Source organism: Mesorhizobium sp. M1E.F.Ca.ET.063.01.1.1 (genome assembly GCF_003998155.1).
Lineage (GTDB): Bacteria > Pseudomonadota > Alphaproteobacteria > Rhizobiales > Rhizobiaceae > Mesorhizobium.
The window spans coordinates 1-1,005 of record NZ_RZSC01001262.1; the positions used below are offsets into that span (position 1 = coordinate 1).

Sequence of the window (1,005 nt, forward strand, 5' to 3'; positions counted from 1 at the left end):
GCCGCCCGTCATCGACGTCGAGTGGAACGGTGAGTCCTCCTGCAGGCGCAGGCCTTCGCGTGAAACGGTGCTGGAGAAGATGCAGGTGTTCATGGACAAGCTGGAGCGCTATTACGGCCAGCGGCCCATCATCTATACCAGCCCTGATTTCTATCGCGACAATCTGCGCGGCGCCTTCCCGGATTATCCGTTCTGGCTGCGCGCGGTCGCCGCGCACCCGTCAAAGGTCTATCCCGGCCGCAAGTGGCTGTTCTGGCAGTATTCCGGCTCCGGCCTGTCACGCGGAGTGAGCGGCCGCATCGACCTCAACGTCTTTCACGGCGACGAGCGGCAGTGGCGCAACTGGCTGGACGGCGGGCAGATGGTCGCCGACGCGGATTGATCCGCTTTCGAACCTCTGTGCACGCGGTCGCGGCCGCGATTCTGCGTATGTCGCGTAGGCCAGCACGCCCATGAAGATCGCGAAATAGGCCAGGACGACGGCGAGGACGATCAGGGTCTCGGTGGGCACATCCAGTCTCCTTGAATAAACAGCCAAGGAGACTGCAGGAAGAGCCGCGATGCGTTGACCTGGATCAAGCGATTTGCCGTTTTATTTGGCCGGCGCATCGGCGGCAATTTCAGCATTTCGCTAACCACCCGCTCACCCTGTCCCTTGGCGGTGCGGCAACCGCCTTCCGGTAACGTATCCGTGATCGGGTTTTGGAGGGGTCGATGCGCAGTCCAGTCGTGGCAATCGTTTTCGCAGCCGCTGTCGGCTACGGGTTCTTCAACACGCCCGGCCACAGCAACAAGCCGATCGCCATCCCTGAGGCCGCGCCCGGCGCCTCGCCGACGGCGCCGCGTCCGGTGAAGGAAAACGTCGTCGCCTACTATACCGGCGACAAAGCGATGCAGAACGCCAAGGCCAAGGGCCATTCGACGCTGCCGCGCTTCCATGCGCTGATGGCGGCCGGCACACCGGGCACCTACACGGTGAAATTCCCGCTGACCCAGAACGGCGCC

Annotated in this window: 1 protein-coding gene and 1 pseudogene; both read left to right on the top strand. The window is 63.4% G+C overall.

The features are described 5' to 3' along the window. A partial coding sequence (locus tag EOA29_RS37770) for a GH25 family lysozyme (RefSeq protein ID WP_281061140.1) occupies positions 1–382 on the top strand: 382 nt, incomplete at its 5' end. Positions 383–714: 332 nt separating this feature from the next. Beyond that, positions 715–1,005, top strand: a pseudogene (locus tag EOA29_RS37775) (hypothetical protein); the annotation flags it as partial.